The sequence below is a fragment of the uncultured Halomonas sp. genome, from assembly GCF_947501415.1.
Classification (GTDB): domain Bacteria; phylum Pseudomonadota; class Gammaproteobacteria; order Pseudomonadales; family Halomonadaceae; genus Halomonas.
Genome location: NZ_CANMVL010000012.1, coordinates 21616 through 38747, shown reverse-complemented (window position 1 = coordinate 38747; position 17132 = coordinate 21616). Strand labels below are relative to the sequence as shown.

The following is a 17132-nucleotide window of genomic DNA, read 5'->3' as shown; positions in this document are numbered from 1 at the left end:
GGGGCTCACCGAACAGACTGACATCAGCAAAGGATGGCCATGCCGCAAGATACGACTCCCCTGCCCGATGTGCTCGCCGGCCCCCTGCTGCGCCGCCTGGCTCCCGACCGCCTGGCACTGTGGCTGGCCACCAGCCGCCCCCTGTCGCTATCGCTCGAGCTGGCTCCCACGAATGAGTCGCCTCGTCGGCTAGCCATTGCCGACGATCATTGCCGGCGAGTGCCGGTGGGGCGTCACGCCTGGCTCTATCTGATCGACCTGCCACTGGAGGACCCGCTGCCTCGGGACACCCTGATCGCCTACGACCTTCGCCTGCACGATGATGATCAGGAGCGCGGCATCGCCGACTGGGGGCCACATCTTCTCGACGCCGATGGCGAACTGCCCACCTTCGTGCTGGCCAGTCGCCACCACCGGCTGCTGCATGGCTCCTGTCGCAAGCCCCACCACGACGGCGGCGACGGCCTGGTGCGCGCCGAGGCGTGGCTGGCCGAGCGTCGCGCAGCCCCCGAGGAGCGCCCCGCCTGGCTGCTGATGACCGGCGACCAGGTCTATGCCGACGATGTCGCCGGCCCCATGCTGGTGGCGATTCATGCACTGATCCATCGCCTGGAACTGTTCGACGAGCCGCTGGAGGGTGCCGTGGTGGCCGATAGCCGGGCGCTGCATGGCGACGCCGCACACTATTACGATCGCGAGTCGCTGCTGCCCGATGTCGAGAGCTCGGAGAATCTGCGAGAGCGCTTCTTCGGCGGCGTGCGCAAGCCGGTCTTCACCTCGGCCAATGCCCACAACCATCTGGCCACCTTCGCCGAGATGGTCGCCATGTATCTGCTGGTGTGGTCGCCGACGCCCTGGGAGCTGATCGAGGCGGGACCGCCGACGCTCGACGCCGAGCATACGGCGCTGTTCCGCGAACAGCAGAGGGTAATCGAGCGCTTCGTGGCGGGGTTGCCGGCCTGCGCGCGCCTGCTCGCTCGGCTGCCCACCCTGATGATCTTCGATGATCACGATATCACCGACGACTGGAACCTCACCGCCGACTGGGAACACACCGCCTACGGCCACCCCTTCTCTCGGCGCATCATCGGCAACGCCCTGCTGGGCTACCTGCTGTGCCAGGGCTGGGGCAACGACCCCGAACGCCTGGCCGAACCGCTGAATGAATGCACGCCTGTGCTCGAGGATGCCAGGGCGAATGGCGGCTGGCTCGACGGCGATGCCCTGGATGCCCTGATCCAGCGCCTGCTGCGCTTCGAAGGCTGGGAGTACCAGGTGTCGGGGGAGCCACCTCTGGTGGTGCTCGATACCCGAACCCGGCGCTGGCGCAGCGAGCGCAGTCCCAAGCGTCCCTCGGGGCTGATGGACTGGGAGGCGCTCAGCGACTTCCAGCAGGCACTGCTCGGCCACCCCTCGACGATCATCGTCTCGCCGGCGCCGATGTTCGGCGTCAAGCTGATCGAGGTGATCCAGAAACTCTTTAGCCTGGCCGGCAAGCCGCTGGTGGTCGATGCCGAGAACTGGATGGCTCACCGCGGCGCCGCCAAGGTGCTGCTCAATATCTTCCGCCACTCGCGCACCCCGGGGAACTACGTCATCCTCTCCGGCGACGTGCACTACTCCTTCGCCTACGATATCCGAATCCGACAGCGCAGCCACGGTCCGCGGCTCTGGCAGATCACCTCCAGCGGCATCAAGAACGCCTTTCCCGACACCCTGCTCGACTGGTTCGACCGCCTGAACCGCTGGCTCTATGCGCCCTGGTCACCGCTCAACTGGCTCACCAAGCGCCGACGCCTGGCCATCACGCCCCGCGATCCGGATCGTGCCCGCGCCGGAGAGCGGCTCTGGAACGGCAGCGGGATCGGCCTGGTCGACTTCGATGAACAAGGCCGCCCCCGCGATATCCGCCAGCTGGACGCCCGCGGCTTCGAGGTGCGCTTTCCACCGGAGTCTCACCAAGAGGCCAGACGCCGCCGCCAGAGCATCAGGCCACCGGCCATCACCAGCCAGGTCATGGCCGCGGCGATCACGTCGTCGAGCACGATGCCGACGCCGCCGGGCATGGCCTCGACCAGGCTCACCGGCGGCGGCTTGGTGGCGTCGAACACACGATAGACCACGAAGGCGGACGCCAGCGCCAGAGGCTGACGCGCCGCCGCCTGACCCACTACCGCCACCGGGAAGGCGACGATCTCGTCGAGCACGATACGACCGTCATCCTTGTCGCCCAGCGCCTGCTCGGCCAGGTGACATACTGGCACCGCGGCCAGCAGCAGCGCCAGCGTGACCACGATCTGCATCCTCCGGGTGCGCCCCAGCAGCCACCAGGCCAGCGGCAGGCCGAGCAGCGAGCCCAGCGTGCCCGAGGCCCAGGGCGAGAGCCCCAGACCGAGGCCGGTGGCCAGGGTCATCAGGGGGTCGACCATCAACCGGCCTCCCGGGCCTGATGTTCAAGCTCCGTGGTCACCTCCCCCGGCAGTGACAGGGCACGACCCAGCTGGTCGAGCCAGGCGCGCTCCATGGCGTTCTGCTCGTCGACCACCGCCACGCTGATCAGGTACATCTCGCGGGCCGCCTGGGGCGAATCGACCTGCGCCGCCAGCGCCTCGGCGTCCAGCGGCGCCTGGAGCTGACGCTCCACCCAGGCATGCAGCTCCTGATCGGCCCCCAGGGCATCGATCTGGCCGGCGATCAGCTCCCGCTCCTGATCATCGATATGACCGTCGGCGCGGGCGGCCATGATCATCGCCTGCAGCAGCTCCAGGCTGCGCCGCTCGCGCGCCTCGCCCCCCAGCTGTTCCACCGGCTCACCCTCGGCGGGCGCTGCACCGGCCTGCCCGCCTGATGAGGAGGCGCCGTCGCGCGAGTTCTGCCACGCCTTCCAGGCCAGCGCTCCCACGCCGGCGATGGCGCCGTACTTGAGCGCCTTGCCGCCCAGCTTGCGGCCCCGCTTGGAGCCCACCAGCAGCCCCAGGGCGCCACCGCCCAGCAGGCTCTTGACATCGATTCCCGAGCCACTGCCCCGATTATCGTCCTCCTGACGATCACCGCCCTGTCCACCGCCAAACTGACGGGAGAGGCCGTCGAGCATCCCCTTGATATCCAGGCCCTGGCCGCCCTCGCTGGACCGGCTGCCGGAGCCACCGGCCTGCTTCATCAGCTGCTCGAGTATCTTGCTGGCATTCATCGCGCTCTCCTCCTGGCTGAACACTCCCCCTACGGGGCATGGGTCGACTCTATCCCAGACATCGACCTTGCAACATCCGTTTCGCTATCCATTTCGACATGCCTTTCGACATCCGCCCCCTGAGACCGCATCATGAAAACCGGACAAGAAACAGGAGCCACCCTGGCCATGAGCGTCACTCTCGATGATATTCGCACCGCCGCCGAACGCATCCGTGGCAGCGTGGAGCGTACCCCCTGCCTGCTCTCGCATACCCTGTCCCGCATCGCCGGCTGCGAGCTCTACATCAAGTTCGAGAACCATCAGTTCACCGCCGCCTTCAAGGAGCGCGGCGCACTCAACCACCTGCTGACGCTAAGCCAGCAGGAGCGACAGCGCGGCGTCATCGCCATGTCCGCCGGCAACCACGCCCAGGCGGTGGCCTACCACGCGGCACGCCTGGGCATCCGTGCCACCATCGTCATGCCTCGCCATACGCCTAACCTCAAGGTGCACAACACCCGCAAGCTCGGGGCGGAAGTTCATCTCGAGGGCGAAGGAGTGGCCGAGGCCGGCGAATATGCTCACCGCCTGGCCGCCGAACGTGACCTGGTCTTCGTGCACCCCTACGACGACGAACGCATCATCGCCGGCCAGGGCACCATCGCTCTGGAGATGCTCGAGGACGCCCCGGACCTCGACACCCTGGTGATTCCCATCGGCGGCGGCGGACTGATCAGTGGCAATGCCATCGCCGCCACCGAGCTCAAGCCCGGCATCGAGATCGTGGGCGTGCAGACCCAGCGCTTCCCCGCCATGCAACAGGCGCTGGCCGGAGAGGAGATCAACTGCGGCCTGGCCACCCTGGCCGAGGGCATTGCGGTCAAGCAGCCCGGCAGGCTGACCCTGCCCATCGTGCGCGAGCGGGTGCGCGACATCGTGCTGGTGGACGAACCGGAGATCGAGCGCGCCATCCTGCTGCTGCTGGAGATCGAGAAGAGCGTGGCCGAGGGCGCCGGCGCCGCCGGCCTGGCCGCCGTGCTCTCCGACCCCGAGCGTTACCGTGGACGCAAGGTGGGACTGGTGCTGTGCGGCGGCAATATCGACATGCTGGCGCTCTCCTCGGTGATTCAGCGCGGCCTGGTGCGCACCGGACGAATCGTGCGCGTGCGTGTGGCGATTCCCGACGTACCCGGCGCCCTGGCCGAGCTGACCCGGCAGCTTGCCGAGCAGCACGCCAACGTCATCCATATCGCCCACCATCGCACCTTTACCGACCTCTCGCTGCGCGCCACCGAGGTGGAGGCCACCCTGGAAACCCTGGGCAGCGACCACACCCACGAGGTGATCGAGGCGCTGCGCCGCGACGGCTACGACCCGGTACTGCCGGCCAACGAGGTCCACCCGGACGAGCGCTGGGCCGGCAGCGATCGCCTTGAGACTGCGAACAGCGCCGGCTAGCCTGGCCCGGCTGCCACACCGTTTCGATCACGCTCACCGACATCGGGAGACCTCCTATGGAACTGACGAGTACGCTCAAGGTACTGGGCGAGTACGACCTGGTGGTCGTGGTGGTGGGCCTGGGCGTACTGGCGCTGGCGACGCTGCTCCAGCGCTTCCGCGATGCTCCCTTCTCCTTTCCGATCATCCCTCTGGCCCTGGGGTATCTCGCCTTCGCCCTGCCCCTTGGCCTGACCCCACCGGATCCCGAGCGACACGGCAGCCTGGCGCTACACCTGACCGAAGCCGGAGTGATCATCTCGCTGATGGGCGTGGGGCTGAAGATCGATCGCCTGCCGAGCCTGCGCACCTGGAGCTCCACCTGGCGCCTGCTGGGCATCTGCATGCCGTTGTCGATCCTGGGCGTGGCCCTGCTGGGCTGGGGGATGCTCGGCCTGGCCCCCGCCGCCGCCGTGCTGCTCGGCGCCGTGCTCGCCCCCACCGACCCGGTGCTGGCCTCGGACGTGCAGGTCGACGAGCCAGGAGAGGCGCTGGATAAGGATATCGATCCTCGCCAGAGCGAGGATGAACTGCGCTTCACTCTGACCTCCGAGGCCGGCCTGAACGACGCCCTCGCCTTCCCCTTCACCTATCTCGCCCTGCTGATGCTCGCCGAGGGGGTGGCGCCATCCGGCTGGCTGATGCAGTGGCTGTTCGTCGATGTGCTCTACAAGATCGTCGTGGGAGCCGGAGCAGGAGCCGCCATCGGCTGGTTGCTCGCTGCCATCCTGCTGCGGCTTCCGGTCGAGACCGAACAGCAGAGGATGAAGGCCGGAACCGGAGCGCTGGCGGGTACGCTGCTGCTCTACGGTCTGACCGAGGCCATCGGTGGTTACGGCTTCCTGGCCGTCTTCATCGGGGCGCTGACCATCAAGCATCGCGAACGGACGCACCAGACCCACAGGTCGCTGCACACCTTCGCCGAGCAGTCGGAGCAGCTGCTGATGACCGGCATCCTGATCGCTCTGGGCGGTGCCATCGCCGGCGGGGTGCTAGCTCCGCTCACCTGGGAGGCCGCGCTGCTCGGCGTGCTGCTGATCTTCGTGATACGCCCGCTGGCCGGCCTTGTGGCGACATTGGGTAGCCGAAGGCTACCCTTCCTTGACCGCCTGGTCGCCAGCTTCTTCGGCATTCGCGGTATCGGCTGCCTCTACTATCTCGCTTATGCGCTGCATAACGGCGACTTTCAGGACGCCGAGCTGCTATGGGCGACCTGCGCCTTTGCGGTGACGCTCTCGATCTGTGTGCATGGCGTGATGGCCACCCCCGTCATGGCGCTTCGAGAGCGGCTTCGCCAGCGAGTGCGCACAAGGTGCGACTGATGCCGGTAAGCCTCGCCAGCCGCCAGAATAAAGGCTCAGCCCCCCGCCCCGTGGCGTCCTCGGGAAAACGAGAAGAGCTCGGACAGCGGGTGGCTGCGCTCCTCTATCAGGGCACGCAACAACCCGGCCCCCAGCATGCTGTAGCTGATGCCGTTACCACCGTAGGCCATGGCGAAGTGCACGCGGGGACCATACTGCTCATGGGGGCCGAAGAAAGGCAGGCCGTCATCGGTCTCGGCAAAGGTGCCTCCCCAGGAGAAGGTGGGGTTGATCGAGAGGTCGGGGAACAGGGCCTTTACCTGCTTGACCAGGATCTCGGCCTTCTCACCCACCTTCTGATCACGTCGGGAAGGAATATCGACGTCGTCATCCTCTCCCCCAACCATCAGGCGTCCGTCCCCGGTGCTGCGCAAATACAGATAGGGACGGGCCGACTCCCAGATCATGGTGGAGGCCAGCGACCCCAGCGTCTCAGGCGCGATAGGGTCGGTGACGAAGGCATAGCTGCTGCGGTTGCTAGCTACCTGCTGGTCGATCCAGGGCTGGGACTCGTAGCCGGCCGCCATGACCAGGTGTCTGCAGTGCAGGGATATGGCATCGGTAGTAGTCAGGGTGACCCGTGCCTCGCCGGGGCGGATATCGACGATCTCGGTGCGATCGAATACACGGCCGCCGCCTGCCAGCAGCCGGGCGAACAGATGATAGGCCATGCGGTATGGGTCCAGACGGGCTGCCAGCGGGGTCAGGATGGCACAGGGCGCCTCGAAGCCGAACCGGGCCCTGATATCATCGCGCTCCAGCCAGTCGGCATTGAACCCGTGCTGTCTGCGTAGCTCGAACTCCCGGCGCAGGCTAGAGACATCCTCCTCTTCACTGGCGTAGTAGAGACTCTGCTGCCTGTCGAAATCCACATCACCCACTTCCCTGGCCAGCGTCTCGATGTCCCGGATGGCCTGAGCACAGCCCCGGTATGCCTTCACGGCCTCGGCTTCGCCCACTATCTCGGAGAGCTCAGTCAGGTGCGTATCGATCTCGTACTGCAGCAGGGCGGTACTGGCCGCCGAGCTCCCCCAGCCGATATCGCGTCGCTCGACTACCACGACATCATGCCCGTGACAGCCAAGCTCATGGGCGATCAGGGCACCGGTAATGCCCCCTCCGACTACCACCACGTCACAGGACACCTCGCGTGTCAGCTTGGGGAAGGCTTGCATTAGGCCATTCTTGACGGCCCAGAAGGGGTAACCGCTCTTGAGATCCATGGGGTATCACCGTCTATGCAGCGGATTCGATGCGTAAAAGCAAGGTAGCTAGCCAACTGACACATCGCGAGTCGTCGGGGACAACTTGAACGGTGTTGCCATCCACGATAACCCTGCCTCTCCCCTTGGAGGCATGGCACCATCGGACCTTCCGGCGTACCCTATATACCCTTCTGTACGTAAAATGAGACGAGGCGATGAGCAGCAAGATCAAAGTCGAGGCCCCCCTGGTCATTCTCCACGGTGACGAGATGGCTCAGGTAGCCTTCGAGAAGATTCTCGACACCTTCGTGACCTCCCGGCTAGAGATCCCCCTCGTCGAGATCGACCTCTCCGCCGAGAACCGCCTGGTGACCAATGGTCAGGTGGTGATCGATGCCGTGGAGGCACTCAAGCATTACGGTGTAGGCATCAAGAATGCCGGCATGACGGTCAACCGCGCGCAGCTCGGTGAGCTACTCGCCAAGCACCCGGACATCGACAGCAGCCGACTGCATCCGCTGGCCACCAAGTCCCCCAACGGCGCCATCCGCAAGGGCATCGGCGGCAACATCACCCGCGAGGACATCCAGTTCCGCAACCTGCTGGTCAAGCGCCCCGAGTGGGTCGGCCGCGATATCGTGGTCGAGACCATGGATACCGGCGGCATCAAGGACAGCTTCAACGAGCTCTCCCGCGACACCGGCGTGGTCAAGCTGATGTTCGTGGGGTCCAGCGGTAACCCGGTGGAACTCCACCGTCGCGAGGTGCAGAAGGGTGACCCCTGGCTGCTGGCGACCAATGACCTGGAGAAGGTCAGGGCCTGGGCACACCGCTTCTTCCAGCGCGCCATCGACGAGAAACGTGATATCTATCTCGGCCTCAAGGACACCGTCATCGCCGGTTATGATGGCGTGATGCGTGCCGCCATCGAGACCATCTTCGAAGAGCACTACCGCGAGCAGGCCGAGGCCCTGGGGCTCAGTTACTTCTATGAGCTGATCGACGCCCAGGCCGCACGCCTGGTTGCCAACCCGCCCGAGCGGGCCATCTGGGGCGTGCCCGACAACAACACCGGGCGCAAGCTCTACAAGCTGGTCGAGCAGCTCAAGCAGTTCGGCATTCCCGACCGCAAGGCCCAGGTCTCCATCTCGCGCATGAGCGCCGGTGGCGGCGACCAGTACGGCAGCTTCAACGCCCCCGCCGACGAGGACGGTATCCTCAAGGTGATCGTCGACGGCGAGGAGAAGCACGCCCGCCACATCAAGAAGGGCGATCCGATCCTGTTGATGTCAAACGACCATGTGGCGATCAGGGACTGGGTGCTGCAGGTGTTCCGCGATGCCTCGCGCAAGAACAAGGAGGTCTACTTCGGCCTCAAGCGCGAGTACATGGAGTACGACGAGGTGTTCAGCACCGTGATCACCGACGTGCGCCGCAAGCTGGCCGAAAACGACACCGCGCCGCCCTCGTTCATGATCATGCGGCCCTCCAGCCAGCTGACCAAGATGATCACCGATCCGCCCCGCAACGCCCTCTACCCGGCGCAGAACCTGGACGGCGATATCTTCTCGGATATCTCCGCCGCCCTGGGTGGCAGCCTGGCCACCGCCAGCTCGATCATCGAGAGCAAGGACGGCACCATGCTGTTCGAAGCGCCCCATGGCACGGCCCACGATCTCTACCTCAAGTACCTGGAGACCGATGGCAAGGAGGCTCACTTCAACTCCTCCGCTCTGCTGTTCGCCGTGGCCAACGCCCTGGAGACCCTGGGCGAACGTGAAGCGAACGCCGCGCTGGTGGAGTACGCCCAACGCCTCAAGGAAGCGCTGATCGACACCGTCGACGCCGGCTTCATTACCGGCGACCTCAAGGGCAAGACCAGCGACCCGGCAAACGAGACCCTGGTCGATATGCAGGGCTTCCTCGACGCCGTGGCCAGCCGGCTCTGAGCGCCTGACATCACCGCTCGACTCCGCGCTTGACCAACCCGGGGCCTGCCTTTGCGCAGGCCCCGCTGCGTTGTGTCACTCGCCACGGGCGTCAAAAATGTCGATACTGATTGCCATCCCACCTGCCGGAGATAGTCCCATGAGCGAGCACGAGCGCACCATCATGGCCTTCGACGAACAGGGCCGTGAGGTGATGATCGACATCCAGGTCAGCGTCAAGGAACTCGGCGAGCTGACCCACGCCGGCCCGGTCAGCGGTCCACCCAGCCTGCGCACCCGCGAAGGCCACCCGGTCAACTACCTGGGAGGCGGCGAGTTCTCGGTGACACTGCCCGGCGAGGAGGAGGCGATCTTTCGCACCGACGACCCCGAGTTCGTCTGAGCCACGTCACGACTCCAGCAGCCAGCACCCCTCTACTCCCAACCGAAAGGAGGCCACAGATGGCCGTAATTCTGCAGGTACACTTCCCTTTCGACGGTCCCTTCGGCGAGGCGATGGTAAAGGCCATGACGCCACTGGCCAGATCCATCAACGACGAACCCGGCCTGATCTGGAAGATCTGGACAGAGGACGAGCAGGCCGGACGCGCCGGCGGCGTCTACCTCTTCGCCACCCGCAGGGACGCCGAGGCCTATCGGCAGATGCATACCGCGCGCCTGGAGGGCATGGGGGTGACCGGCATCGAGGCGCAGGTCCTCGAGGCCAACGAGGCACTATCCGCCATCAACGGTGGACCCATAGAGAGCTGAGTGCCGGAGGTGTGGAAGCAGCCCGGGGTCGGGCTGTTTCCAATAGGAAAACCAGGCCATCGCCAGGCCCCCTGCACTTACCGCTACCACTCGTCACCCTTCGCCATCCCTCGTCACTCCTCAACACCCCTCACCACCCTTCGCCACCCCAACTGGGTAACTGGCGCCTGCGCCTGCCCCAAGCCAACCACTCACCCCTTAGAGCTGACCCATGTCGGTGCAAGTCCCCATGACATCCCTTTCGCTCCCATCCGGGCCGGGATTCTTTTCACCGCCCATTGTTTCCAATAGGAAACATCGTCTACTCTAGGCGCTATGCTATCCGGTTGCCGCTATCCTTGAGGCACCCCGCTTCGTTATTTCCTGTTATCGGAGGCCCCCATGAGCGAGCTGAAGCGCACCCCTCTCTATGACCTGCACGTCGAGCTAGGCGCCAAGCTGGTGCCTTTCGCCGGCTACGAGATGCCGGTGCAGTATCCACTGGGCGTGAAGAAGGAGCATGAGCACACGCGCACCGCCTGCGGGCTGTTCGATGTCTCGCACATGGGTCAGCTGCTGCTGCGTGGCCCCGCCCCTGCCGAGGCACTGGAGACCCTGGTCCCCTCGGATATCGTCGGCCTGCCCGAGGGCATGCAGCGCTATGCGATGTTCACCAACGACGCCGGCGGCATCCTAGACGACCTGATGGTGGCCAACACCGGCGACGAGCTCTATCTGGTGGTCAATGCCGCCTGCCGCGACCAGGATATCGCCCACCTGCGCGACAACCTGCCCGCGGGGCACGAGATCGAGGAGCTGGATCGCGGCCTGATCGCCATCCAGGGACCGCAGACCGCCGAGGTAATGAAACGCCTCTGTCCCGCAGCCACCGAGCTGGTCTTCATGCAGCATGGCCACTTCGAGATCGACGGCATTCCGGTCTGGATCAGCCGCAGCGGCTACACCGGTGAAGACGGTTACGAGATCTCGATGCCCGCCGACCAGACCGACGCCCTGACTCGCCGCCTGCTGGCCGAACCGGAAGTCGAGGCGATCGGCCTCGGCGCCCGCGACTCCCTGCGGCTGGAAGCCGGCCTGTGCCTCTACGGCCACGATATCGACACCACCACCCTGCCGGTTGAGGCCGGGCTGATCTGGGCCATCGCCAAGCCGCGCCGCAACGACGGCGAGCGCCCCGGCGGTTTCCCGGGTGCCGAGGCGATCCTCCAACAGGTCGAGGCCAAGGACCACACCCGCAAGCGGGTCGGTCTGCTCGGCGAGGGGCGTGCTCCGGTGCGTGAAGGCGCCCCGCTGGTCGACGCCGACGGCAACACCATCGGCACCGTGACCTCCGGCGGTTTCGGCCCCAGCGTCGGCAAGCCGGTGGCCATGGGGTATCTGCCCATCGCCCATGCCGAGGTAGGCACCACCGTCTACGCCGAGGTGCGTGGCAAGCGCCTGCCCATGACCGTCAGCAAGACCCCGTTCATCACCCCGGGCTACTACCGCGGCAAATAACGGCCACCCCTGCTGACATACGCGGCGTTTATACGGCAAACCACGCCCTGGGCCGCGACTGAAGTACCGTCTCCTGCCCTGGCGCCACCGCGCCGGGGCAGGCTGCCATCCCAGGGCCGCTGATCCGGCCCCAGGGCAAACCAGCACGCTTCCAACCACCGAGAGACCCTCGATGACTTCCACCCTGAAAGCACTCTTCGGCCCCCTGATGCGCCTGGGCCTGATCACCCAGATTGCCATCGGAATCGTCTGCGGCATCCTGCTCGCCTCCCTCTCTCCGGAGCTTGCGCTCTCGTTTTCACTGCTCGGCGAGCTGTTCGTCTCGGCCCTCAAGGCCGTGGCCCCGACCCTGGTCTTCGTGCTGGTGGCGGCCGCCATCGCCGGTCATCGCAAGGGACAACCCACCCACATTCGCGGCGTGCTGCTGCTCTATGTGATCGGCACCCTGGTGGCGGCGCTGGTCGCCGTGGTGGCAAGCTTCACCTTCCCCACCACCCTGACGCTCGATATGCCCGAAGTCAGCGGCAATCCGCCGGGCGGCATCATCGAGATACTGCGCAACCTGCTGCTCAACGCCGTTGCCAACCCTGTCAGCGCACTGATGGAGGCCAACTTCATCGCCATCCTGGCCTGGGCCATCGGCCTTGGCCTGATGCTTCGCCACGCCAGCGACAGCACCCGTAACACCCTCAACGACCTCTCCGAGGCGGTCTCGGGCATCGTTCGCGTGGTCATTCGTTTCGCCCCCCTGGGCATCTTCGGCCTGGTCGCCAACACCCTGGCCGAAGCGGGACTGGGCGCCCTGCTCGAGTATGGTCAGCTGCTGGGCGTCATCGTCGGCTGCATGCTGTTCGTGGCACTGGTGACCAACCCGCTGATCGTCTTCTGGCAGACCCGTCGCAACCCCTACCCGCTGGTCTTCGCCTGCCTGCGTGGCAGCGCCATCACCGCCTTCTTCACGCGCAGCTCGGCGGCGAACATCCCGGTCAATATGGCGCTCTGCGAACGTCTCGACCTGGACCCCGACACCTACGCCATCTCCATCCCGCTGGGCGCTACCGTCAACATGGCCGGCGCGGCGATCACCATCTCGGTGATCACCCTGGCCGCGGCCAATACCCTGGGGATCAGCGTCGACTTCCCCACGGCCCTGCTGCTGTGCGTGGTCTCGGCACTGGCTGCCTGTGGCGTCTCGGGTGTCGCCGGCGGCTCGCTGCTGCTGATTCCCATGGCCGCCAGCCTGTTCGGCATCTCCACCGATGTGGCCATGCAGGTCGTCGCCATCGGCTTCGTGATCAGCGTGGTGCAGGACTCCACCGAAACCGCGCTGAACTCCTCCACCGACGTGCTGTTTACCGCGGCCGCCTGTCGAGCCGCGGAAAACCGCCAGAACTGACCCGTGTCACTCGAACAGCCGTCACATATCAAGCGGTCACTCAGACAACAAAAGGTGAATGACTATGTCCATCAGCGTATTTGACCTGTTCAAGATCGGCGTGGGGCCCTCGAGCTCACACACCGTGGGCCCGATGCGAGCCGCCTACGACTTCGTCGGCGAGCTCAACGAGCGTGACCTGCTGACCCGTGTGGCCCGCGTGGAGGTCCAGCTCTTCGGCTCGCTCTCTGCCACCGGCATCGGTCACGGCACCGATCACGCGGTGATCATGGGCCTGATGGGCGAACGCCCCGACAGCATCGACCCCGACATCATCGCGCCGGCCATCGAGGAGCTGAAGGAGTCGGAGGCACTGCTCCTGGATGACCGCCACAGCGTCTCCTTCCGCTGGATCCGTGACATGCAGCTGCTCGAGGAGAGCCTGCCACACCACCCCAACGCCATGCGCCTGATCGCCCATGGACACGGCGATGAGCTCTACCGCAACACCTACTACTCGGTAGGCGGCGGCTTCGTCGTCGACGAGGCCCAGGCCGCCCAAGGGGAGCTGGATACCGACCGGACCAAGCTGCCCTTCGACTTCCAGACCGGCGACGAGCTGTTGCGCATGTGCCATGAGCACGGCCTGCGCATCAGCGAGCTGATGCTTGAGAACGAGAAGGCGTGGCGCAGCGAAACGGAGATCCGTGAGGGTCTGCTGACCATCTGGACGGCGATGCAGGCGTGCATCAAAAAGGGCATGGAAGCCGAAGGCGTGCTGCCCGGCGGACTCAACGTCAAGCGTCGCGCCAGGAACCTGCACCAGCGCATGCTGGCCAGCGAGGATGACCACTCGCTGATCGCCTCCACCATGTCGGCCATGGACTGGGTCAACCTCTATGCGCTGGCGGTCAACGAGGAGAACGCCGCCGGTGGCCGCATGGTCACCGCGCCCACCAACGGCGCGGCGGGCATCATTCCGGCGGTGCTTCAGTACTATATGCAGTTCCGCCAGGGCGCCAATGAGCGCGACGTGGTGGACTTCCTGCTGGCGGCCGGCGCCGTGGGCATCCTGTGCAAGAAGAACGCCTCCATCTCCGGTGCCGAGGTGGGCTGTCAGGGCGAAGTGGGCTCGGCCTGCGCCATGGCCGCCGCCGGCCTCACCGAGGTGATGGGCGGCAGCGTCGACCAGGTGGAGAACGCCGCGGAGATCGGCCTGGAGCATAACCTGGGACTGACCTGCGACCCGGTGGGGGGGCTGGTGCAGGTGCCCTGCATCGAGCGCAACGCCATCGCCTCGGTGAAGGCGATCAACGCCGCCCAGATGGCGCTGCGTGGTGACGGCAAGCAGTTCATCTCCCTGGACAAGGTGATCCGCACCATGCGTGATACCGGTGCCGACATGCAGGAAAAGTACAAGGAGACCTCGAAAGGCGGCCTCGCCGTAAACGCCATCGAGTGTTGAGGCTCGCATCGACGGGATGGCACAGCACCGCATGGTGGCCCCCTGCCTGGTGGAGTCGAATCTCAGAAGCAGCGAGGCGTTTCAAGCACGTCGATTGCAACAGCAATGTCGACTACAGTGTATTCGGATAAACATATAACAAGGAAGCCACCATATGCGTCTGTCGACTCTATCCATCCTCGGAGCAGCCATCATGAGCGCAGGACCGGTCATCGCACAGGAGAGCGTCTCCCTGGTCGCGGCGGGCAGCCTGAGCACCGCGCTCAGTCAGGTCGCCGCGGACTTCTCGGCGGCGGGCGGAACAAATGTCGATACCACGTACGGGCCATCCGGAATCATGCGGCAGGAAATCGAGGATGGCGCTACCGCGCATGTCTTCGCCTCCGCGAACATGGCCCATCCGCGTACGCTAGCAGAGGCGGGACGGGGCGGACCTGTTGTCCTCTTCGCCCGAAACCAACTCTGCGGCCTTGCGCAGTCCGGCCTGGACGTCTCGTCCGAGACCCTACTGGAAGTTATGCTGTCCGAGGACACCAGGCTCGGCACCTCGACCCCCGGCGCCGACCCATCGGGCGACTACGCCTGGGAGCTTTTCGCCAGGGCAGACATGGTGCGTGAAGGCGCCCAGGCCGCATTGGAGCACAAGGCCTTACAGCTGACGGGCGGCCCCGACTCCGAGCCGGCCCCCGAGGGACGCAACACCTATGGCTGGGTGATGGAGAGTAACCGAGCTGATCTGTTCCTGACCTACTGCACCAACGCAGTGCTGGCACAACGCGAAGTGGCCGACCTGCAGATCATACAAGTACCCGAGGCCCTGTCGGTCGGCGCCGATTACGGCCTGATGGTGCTGAACGACGCCCCGGCGTCGGCTTGGCGGCTGGCGCTTCATATTCTCTCGCCGGCGGGTCAAGGCGTGCTGGCGGAGTACGGCTTCGACGCGCCAGGCCTGCCGAAAGAGTGACGCCAGGTGCCTGATCGCCCATGGTAACGGCGAAGCCCCCTCCCTCCCTACCACTCGATGGGGCGGCGGCTTCGTCGTCGCCGAGGCCCAGATGGCGCTGCGTGGTGACGGCAAGCAGTTCATCTCCCTGGACAAGGTGATCCGCACCATGCGTGATACCGGTGCTGACATGCAGGAAAAGTACAAGGAGACCTCGAAAGGCGGCCTCGCCGTCAACGCCATCGAGTGTTGAGGTGGGCGCCACGCCGGCGCCCCTTCAAGGCCCCATTGACAGCCTCAAGCCGCCGTCTTACTGTGAACCCAGCGCCGATTTGACTCCCAGCTTGCGGGCGCTCTACAAGTTCCGCTAAAGCGACGCCCAGAGCCCGCTTTAGCCCATGCAAAGCGGGTTTTCTGTTTCTGGCCCTCGGGCCACCGCCGATTTAAGCACCAACTTGCGGGCGGGATACAAATGCAGCTAAAGCGGCGCACGGCTCCACTCCCCTGGGTCGGCGCTTGCCGACTACGCTAACCATCGTCTTACAGGGGATTGGGAGACCACCATCATGACCTACCCGACACAGATCACCGCTGGACAACGCTCGAACACCCCGCGTGACTGCCTCGCAGCACTGGATCTGACCCAGGATGACCTCGTCCGTCCGGAGCTGCGCGATGATGTCATCCTCGCCAAGCGGTTGCCGCGTCATGAAAACACCATTACTGGCCAGCATGCGCCCCTTGATGGCAACCACCGAACCGGACGAACGGGTCTTGCTGTAACATCGTCCAGTCTAAATACTTGATTCAAGCACCAGGGAAGAGAGGAGCCCGACATGGCAGGCAAGGAGGCGACATTGCACCGGCTGGATCGCACGCTGGTGTGGGATGGATTCAAGGCACTGCTGCCCATCTCGCTATTCGTCACCATCTTCGGCATCGCCTTTGGTGTGGCCGCACCCCAGGCCGGCCTCAACGACAGCACCATCATGCTGATGAGCACTCTGGTGTTCGCCGGCGCCTCCCAGTTTGCCGTCCTGGAGCTATGGGAGCCGCAGATCCCGCTGTTCACCATGATGGTGACCGTCTTCGCCATCAATGCTCGTCACCTGCTGATGGGAGCCACTCTCTATCCCTGGCTCGAGCCGCTCCCGCCTGCCAAGCGCTACGGCATCATGCTGGTCGCCTCCGATGCCAACTGGGCCATGGCCACTCAGGAGTTTACCCGCGGTCGTCCCGGACTGGGCGTACTGCTGGGCGGCGGTATCGCCCTGTGGTGCTTCTGGGTCCTCGGCACCTGGCTCGGTCTGAATGTGGGGGGTGCCATACGCGACCCCGCCAGCCTGGGACTCGACATGGTGATGGGCTGCTTCCTGCTGGCCATGGTGGTGGGCGGCGAGAAGAACCTGCGCATGCTGCTGATCTGGGCGGTGGCCGCCGGCGCCTCGCTGCTCGCCTTCTACTATCTGCCGGACAATAGCCACGTGGTGGTGGGAGCCATCGCCGGCGGCCTGGCCGGTGTTATCTGGGGGAAGCGCGATCATGAACATTGAGACAACCGGTCTGGGGACCCTGATCATCCTCCTGGCCATGGCGGTGGTCACCCTGGCAACCCGCTGGGGCGGCGTATTCGTGATGTCCTTCGTGCCCATCGGCTACCGCGTCAGACAGTTTATCCACGCCATGTCGGGCTCGGTACTGGTGGCGCTGCTCGCTCCACTGGCGGTGAACGGCGACAACGGCGCACGCCTGGCCCTGCTGACCACCGCGGTGATCATGCTGACGCTGAAGAAGCCCCTGCCGGCCATCGCCGGTGGCATCCTGGTGGCGGCGCTTTTCCGGCACCTGTGGCCCATGCTGGCGTAGGTCCATGACCGCGTAGCTGTGTCACCCCGTCGCGCGCCGTGACGACCGGCAC

Annotated in this window: 15 protein-coding genes and 2 pseudogenes; 14 read left to right on the top strand and 3 right to left on the bottom strand. The window is 65.4% G+C overall.

All coding sequences use genetic code 11. The features are described 5' to 3' along the window. The first annotated feature begins 33 nt into the window (after nucleotides 1–33). A complete protein-coding gene (locus Q0894_RS10220; RefSeq protein WP_299234728.1) occupies nucleotides 34–2118 on the top strand; it encodes an alkaline phosphatase D family protein in 2085 nt (694 codons plus the stop codon). On the opposite strand, the pseudogene Q0894_RS10215 reads toward Q0894_RS10220, so the two are convergent. Both Q0894_RS10215 and Q0894_RS10210 read right to left on the bottom strand, forming a co-directional pair. Next, nucleotides 2058–2414, bottom strand: a pseudogene (locus Q0894_RS10215) (phosphatidylglycerophosphatase A); the annotation flags it as partial. The gene Q0894_RS10220 and the pseudogene Q0894_RS10215 overlap by 61 nt on opposite strands. Before the next feature lie 14 nt (nucleotides 2415–2428). Continuing rightward, entirely contained in the window at nucleotides 2429–3190 is a 762-nt protein-coding gene (locus tag Q0894_RS10210; RefSeq protein ID WP_299234725.1) for a tellurite resistance TerB family protein, read from the bottom strand. Nucleotides 3191–3322: 132 nt separating this feature from the next. On the opposite strand from Q0894_RS10210, the gene Q0894_RS10205 reads away from it, so the two are divergent. Both Q0894_RS10205 and Q0894_RS10200 read left to right on the top strand, forming a co-directional pair. After that, on the top strand, nucleotides 3323–4630 hold the full coding sequence (locus tag Q0894_RS10205) for a threonine ammonia-lyase (RefSeq protein ID WP_299234723.1): 1308 nt from the start codon (nucleotides 3323–3325) through the stop codon (nucleotides 4628–4630). Between the two features lie 56 nt (nucleotides 4631–4686). Further along, the gene (locus Q0894_RS10200) at nucleotides 4687–5991 is read left to right on the top strand and encodes a cation:proton antiporter (RefSeq protein WP_299234720.1); all 1305 of its coding nucleotides are present in this window, start codon (nucleotides 4687–4689) and stop codon (nucleotides 5989–5991) included. Nucleotides 5992–6026: 35 nt separating this feature from the next. Here Q0894_RS10200 and Q0894_RS10195 read toward each other — a convergent pair whose 3' ends face one another. Beyond that, entirely contained in the window at nucleotides 6027–7253 is a 1227-nt protein-coding gene (locus tag Q0894_RS10195; RefSeq protein WP_299234717.1) for an FAD-dependent oxidoreductase, read from the bottom strand. A 197-nt stretch (nucleotides 7254–7450) separates the two neighbouring features. Between Q0894_RS10195 and Q0894_RS10190 the strand changes: the two genes are divergently transcribed. The 11 genes and pseudogenes from Q0894_RS10190 to Q0894_RS10140 all read left to right on the top strand — a co-directional run bounded on the left by Q0894_RS10190 (nucleotide 7451) and on the right by Q0894_RS10140 (nucleotide 17080). Continuing rightward, nucleotides 7451–9184 carry an NADP-dependent isocitrate dehydrogenase gene (locus tag Q0894_RS10190; protein WP_299234714.1) on the top strand — a complete coding sequence of 578 codons (1734 nt, stop codon included), beginning with the start codon at nucleotides 7451–7453 and terminating at the stop codon, nucleotides 9182–9184. Between the two features lie 139 nt (nucleotides 9185–9323). After that, nucleotides 9324–9566, top strand: coding sequence for a hypothetical protein (locus Q0894_RS10185; protein ID WP_299234712.1), 243 nt, complete (start codon nucleotides 9324–9326; stop codon nucleotides 9564–9566). A 59-nt stretch (nucleotides 9567–9625) separates the two neighbouring features. After that, on the top strand, nucleotides 9626–9934 hold the full coding sequence (locus tag Q0894_RS10180; RefSeq protein ID WP_299234709.1) for a monooxygenase: 309 nt from the start codon (nucleotides 9626–9628) through the stop codon (nucleotides 9932–9934). A gap of 381 nt (nucleotides 9935–10315) precedes the next feature. Continuing rightward, a complete protein-coding gene (gene gcvT, locus Q0894_RS10175) occupies nucleotides 10316–11431 on the top strand; it encodes a glycine cleavage system aminomethyltransferase GcvT (protein ID WP_299234706.1) in 1116 nt (371 codons plus the stop codon). A gap of 172 nt (nucleotides 11432–11603) precedes the next feature. Then, nucleotides 11604–12827 carry a serine/threonine transporter SstT gene (gene sstT, locus Q0894_RS10170; protein WP_299234703.1) on the top strand — a complete coding sequence of 408 codons (1224 nt, stop codon included), beginning with the start codon at nucleotides 11604–11606 and terminating at the stop codon, nucleotides 12825–12827. A gap of 64 nt (nucleotides 12828–12891) precedes the next feature. Next, on the top strand, nucleotides 12892–14271 hold the full coding sequence (locus tag Q0894_RS10165; RefSeq protein ID WP_299234701.1) for an L-serine ammonia-lyase: 1380 nt from the start codon (nucleotides 12892–12894) through the stop codon (nucleotides 14269–14271). 154 nt (nucleotides 14272–14425) lie between these two features. After that, nucleotides 14426–15235: a molybdate ABC transporter substrate-binding protein gene (locus tag Q0894_RS10160; RefSeq protein ID WP_299234699.1), complete on the top strand. Its 810-nt coding sequence runs from the start codon at nucleotides 14426–14428 to the stop codon at nucleotides 15233–15235. Between the two features lie 85 nt (nucleotides 15236–15320). Continuing rightward, nucleotides 15321–15467 (top strand): annotated as a pseudogene (locus tag Q0894_RS10155) (L-serine ammonia-lyase, iron-sulfur-dependent, subunit alpha); the annotation flags it as partial. 313 nt (nucleotides 15468–15780) lie between these two features. Continuing rightward, nucleotides 15781–16020, top strand: a complete 240-nt coding sequence (locus tag Q0894_RS10150; protein ID WP_299234697.1) for a hypothetical protein — start codon at nucleotides 15781–15783, stop codon at nucleotides 16018–16020. Between the two features lie 30 nt (nucleotides 16021–16050). Continuing rightward, complete coding sequence (locus Q0894_RS10145; protein ID WP_299234694.1) at nucleotides 16051–16767, top strand: AzlC family ABC transporter permease; 717 nt, start codon at nucleotides 16051–16053, stop codon at nucleotides 16765–16767. Continuing rightward, on the top strand, nucleotides 16757–17080 hold the full coding sequence (locus tag Q0894_RS10140) for an AzlD domain-containing protein (RefSeq protein ID WP_299234691.1): 324 nt from the start codon (nucleotides 16757–16759) through the stop codon (nucleotides 17078–17080). Before Q0894_RS10145 ends, Q0894_RS10140 begins: the two co-directional genes overlap by 11 nt. Nucleotides 17081–17132: the final 52 nt, after the last annotated feature.